This window comes from Lyngbya sp. CCY1209, from assembly GCF_055795065.1.
The window spans coordinates 1-4,839 of sequence record NZ_JAYFER010000174.1; the positions used below are offsets into that span (position 1 = coordinate 1).

A 4,839-nucleotide genomic window follows, 5' to 3' on the forward strand; every position below is an offset into this window, starting at 1 on the left:
TCGGAATATCCGGAGTAGCCGGAGTTGTCGGAATATCCGGAGTAGCCGGAGTTGTCGGAATATCCGGAGTAGCCGGAATTGTCGGAATATCCGGAGGGTTCGTCCCGGGAGGAGGCGTAAGATCCCCGTCTCTGCTGTTGGGCGGCCCAGATGGCATCCCGTTCCGCCGCCCACCGGGCGATCGCGTTTTGGGCTTCGTAGTAGAGGGCGCGGCCGTACCCGATGCGGGAGGCTTCGGAGATGGCGGCGCTGAGGCTACCCTGGCCGGCCAGGTCGTAGGCGCGGTCCAAAAAGGGCTGGTCTTGGGCGATCTGAATTTCGCTCACCCACCCGGCAATTTTATCCTGAGCTTCGGCGTAGAGGGCGCGACCGGGCTTGATTTCGGAGGCCTTGTCGATCGCCCCGCTCAGGTTATCTTCCCCAGCCAGGGCCAGGGCTTCGTTGAGGAGCGGCTGGTCTTCGATGATCTCAATTCGCTTCGTCCACTCGGCGATCAAGGTCTGGGCCTCGATCCGCAGGGGACGTCCGAGTTCCACTTCCCGGGCGTAGGCGACGGCGGCCCGGAATCCATCCACGGTTTCCGTGCGGGCGAGTTCCCGGGCGACGGCGATGTAGGGGCGGTCTTCGATGCGCTGCACCTCTTTGCGCCAGTGGGCGACCAGGGTTTGGGCGTGGATGCGGCGGGGGCGATCGGGGGCGATGGTTCCGGCCTGGTCGATCGCCAACTGCAGGGCCCAGGGGTGGCCGACCTTCGCCACCGCGCTCGCCAACTGCAGGCTGACGAGATCTTGGACCTGTCCCGACACTCGGTCCATCTGAGTTTTGGCTTCCTCATACACCGGCTGGTAGATCTCCGGGATGCCGTCGGGGGCCGCGGCGATTTTGTCCAGGGCCGCCCGACCTTCGATCAAAGTGGCGATCTGGTACAGGAAAGGCCCCCCGGAAGCCCGGTCGGAACTGACCCGTTGAATTTGGGTGAGGACGATGACATCCTGGGCTTCCGGGTAGAAGGGCGAGTCGGACGGGATCAGTTGGGCGATTTCGATCGCCTTCTGGAAATTGTCTTCCTCCGTCGCCTCCACGGCCAGGTTCAGCAGGTCGCGGCCCCAGTTTTTGATGTCATCTTGGGCGACGGCGAAAACGTAGAGTTGGGGGTCAATTCTCTTGGCCAGGGCGATGGCTTCCGACAGGTTGGAGGGGGTGGAACGTTTGGCGATGTTGCGGGCTTCTTTGAGGCGCTGTTCGCCCTGTTTTTCCAGGCCCATGCGGTCGAGGAGTTCGTCGTGCCGCTTTTCGCTCCAGTGGATATTGTTCAACTTGCTCAGGGCTTGGATATAATGGAACGCCTGGTCCCAGTTTTGATATTTGAGGGCCTCGGAGGCGCGGTCGGCCAGCCGTTGACCGTCGTCCCAGTCATTTTTCCAACCCGCGATCGCCCGTTCGACTTCCGCGTAGGCCGGGGAGTCCTTCGGCACCACCGCCACCATCGCCAGGGCCCCCTGCAAATCCCCCGCGTCGATCTTCTGGTTGGCGTAGACAATCAGCCGTTTGGACCACTCTCGCATCATCTGTTTCGCCTGAGTCTGTAGGGGGTGGTCTTCGGGCCAGCTCTGCACCAGGGCAAAGGCGGCCTGGATGTCCTTCAACTCGCCGGATTTGGTGGCGCGGTCGGCGCAGTAGAGGCGATCGCCCGAGGGGGACAGGGCCGAAATTTCTTCGCAATTCGGCGGTGGGGGAGTCGTGAGCAGCCACAACAGCGCCCCCGTCGCCGTCGTCCCGAAGCCCAGCAGGACGATCAGCCACAGGAGTTGCCATCCCCAAAATCCCTTCGGCACCCGCAAGCGGGCCGGCGGTTTGGAGGTCGTCGCGAGTCGATCGTTGCTATTGTCGGCGATCGCCATTTCGTCGGTGAGCGTGACATCGACGGACGATTCACCTTCTAAGGCAGGTTGCCGAGAGTGTTCAAATTGGGGGGTCGCCATGACTTCACCATCTTCCTTTCATCCATAGGTTAAACCCAACCCGGTCGGGGACGGGCGCCGAATGCGGTCCCTGGTTTTTCCAAACCGGACTCGAACGCCGGGGCGGACGCTACATCCACCGAATCTCGACCGGACGATTCGTAGAATCGAACTGCGCTCGGTCTGTGCCATCTGCCCGGGAATTCCAGACCCGATCGACTGTTATCTTAAACGCTTTGGAGCCCAGATGGGCAACATTTGCCGTTCAATCTGCAAAATTTATGCCCTCGAAACCGCTTTCGGACTCAATTTGAAGAATTGTTAACCCCGGGGGCGGAGCCGTTCAATTGACACGATCAATTGTCAATTGAACTGACGCCCGCATTCAGGACGCCTTTCGGGTTTCGTCCGCCTCCGACGAACCCTCGACGGCCGAGTCCGGGGAACGGTACCCGAAAAAGTCGATCTGGTAGTCGGTAATTTTGACTCCGGTTTGTTCCTCCACCTGGCGGATGATGGCTTCGGGTAGTTCGATGTGAATGTCGAGGATTTGCTGGGTATCTAAACAGTTGACGTGGGAGTGAGAATCGCTGACGTAGCCGTAGAGGCGGCCGCCTGACCGCTCGAGGCACTCGATGATATTTTCCCGCGACAGAGCCTCCAAGTTTTGATAGACCGAGGTGTGCCCGATCGCCTTCCCCTGTTGATTCAATCGGTCGTAAATGTCGCGGGCCGAGAGGTGTTCCCGCACTTGCCAGAGTAATTCGAGGATGAAGCGACGTTGGCGACTCAGCCGCATTCCTTGGGCCTGACAGCGATTCAAAGCATCTTCTAACGAACTAATCGGTTTCACAACTATCGCCTCAATGTTCTCCATCTACGTTGTAAGAGGTTGCTCGATCCGGTCTGCAGACTCGATCCGCCCGGATCTCATTTTATCTCAGAGGTGGCGGGGGTTCGAGTCGCGGGGGAGGCGGTGCCATCTCTGCGGACGAGTCGTTCTCCTCCGGCATCGACCCCCGGTCTGCTCCGGGTTCGTCGGCCGGCGGAAACCGGACCGGACCGGAGCGATTCGGCCAGGGCACCGGCTTGCCCCGGCTTTAACGTTCCCATCTTGCCGTCATTTTTGTTTCAAGACGATCAACGTAATGTCGTCAAAAATGCGCTGCCGGCCGATGTGATTGTAAACGTCCGTGACGATCGCATCTTTGATCGCTTCGGCCGAGCGGTCGTGGTGGCGGACGATGCCTTCGCAGAGGCGATCGAGGCCGTACTGCATTCCCTGGGTATTTTCGGCCTCCGTAATTCCGTCCGTGAACAGGACGACCACATCGCCGGGGTGGAGTTTGACGTGTATTTTATTGATGAATTGGCCGATTTCCGGCTCCAATCCCACCGGAAACCCCAGGTCGATGGTGTCGAGAATTTCGGCCCGGGGAGACGGCCCCGATCGCACCACGATCGCCTGTTCGTGCTGGCCGCTGATCTCCAACAGATTTCGACAATAATCCAACAGCATCAAGGTCAGATTTTTCTCGGATTTCATGCGTTCTACATTGTCGTAAATTGTGCGGTTCACTGTTTTCAAAAACTTCACCGCATCTTTCTCGTCGTGGGTCAAAAGCGTTCGCACGGCTGTTTGAACCATCATCATCAACATCCCGCTTTCCAACCCGTGTCCGGTGACGTCGCCGATGCCAATCTTGACCCGACCTTTGTGCTGCAAAATATCGTAGTAATCTCCCCCCACTTCTGCCGCCGGTTTCATGTACGTCGCGATGTCGAGGTCGGGAATTAGTTTCAATTCTTCCGGTGTGGGAAGGATCATTTCCTGGAGTTGGCGGGTGATGTCGAGTTCGGCACTCAGTCTCAGGTTTTCCGTCTTCAAACGGTCGTTGAGGCGCATGATTTTATCGTTGGCGCGGATCAACTCGGCCTGGGCCCGCTGGCGTTGCGTCAGTTCTTCTTGCAGTTGTTGGTGCATTTCCGCCTGTCGGATAGCGATCGCCAGTTGGGTGGCGAGTTGGGTGAGAATATCGACTTCGGTGCTGTGCCAGTGCCTCGGTCCGCGGCAGTGGTGCGCGATCAGCAATCCCCAGAGATGCTCTTCTTCGCCAGGAGATTCGGGGCGTTGGAGAATGGGGACGACAAAATTCGCCCGAACTTGCAAACTTTCTAATAATTCGACATAACAGGGGTGAATGTCGCAATTTTGGATGTCTTCGATGGCGCTGACGTGACCCTGGCGGTAGGGTTTGTCCCACCCATTCATGAAGCAGGTATCGTGGATGATTTCGTGGATGATCGGCCGCCAGTCATCCCCCACGGACTCCACGGAGACTTCCCCACTCCAATCTGGTAAAAAGCGGTAGATCACGACGCGATCGGTTTCCAACAATTCCCGCACTTCCTGCACCGCCGAGTTGAGGATTTCATTCAGATCCAGAGAGCGGCGAATCCGCAGTGCAATTTCGGCGACGAGATTGGAATTTTCCGATTGCAGCCACAGAGGAGGTGTATTGATGCCCATAATTCGGCTGAATAAAAAGAGACAACTAATTTTTAGTATAAAGCAGTGGCGCCTCATTGTTGTCTCTCAGCCTCGGGAGGTCGGCATCGAAAAAAATACCGAAAAAACATTTGATAGCGCTGCGCGCGGGAGTCGAGAATCGGGAGTCAGGAACTCAAACAAGGGGCGACCTCCCCTTGTTTCTGACCCGATTTAAACCGGTTGCCACGCGAGCGCTTATTGCTATATATAGCAACGAGCGCTCACGTGGTTACAGTTGAAATGGGGTCATAAATTTTCAAACCCTTATAGAAAAGCCGTTTCAGTTTCCGACTCCCTAATACCGACTGCCGAGGACCGCGCGCAGCG

At 57.7% G+C, this 4,839-nt stretch carries 3 protein-coding genes; all 3 read right to left on the bottom strand.

Annotated elements, in window-relative coordinates:
- Nucleotides 1-1,982, bottom strand: a 1,982-nt coding sequence (locus AC0QHF_RS02650; protein ID WP_324702632.1) for a hypothetical protein, incomplete at its 3' end; no start/stop codon positions are given.
- A gap of 364 nt (nt 1,983-2,346) precedes the next feature.
- Complete coding sequence (locus tag AC0QHF_RS02655; protein ID WP_324702633.1) at nt 2,347-2,814, bottom strand: Fur family transcriptional regulator; 468 nt, start codon at nt 2,812-2,814, stop codon at nt 2,347-2,349.
- A gap of 267 nt (nt 2,815-3,081) precedes the next feature.
- Entirely contained in the window at nt 3,082-4,491 is a 1,410-nt protein-coding gene (locus AC0QHF_RS02660; protein WP_324702634.1) for a GAF domain-containing SpoIIE family protein phosphatase, read from the bottom strand.
- Nucleotides 4,492-4,839: the final 348 nt, after the last annotated feature.

Excerpts from the sequence above, each read along its gene's own strand:
- AC0QHF_RS02660 (WP_324702634.1), bottom strand. The coding sequence starts at position 4,491 with ATGGGCATCAATACACCTCCTCTGTGGCTGCAATCGGAAAATTCCAAT.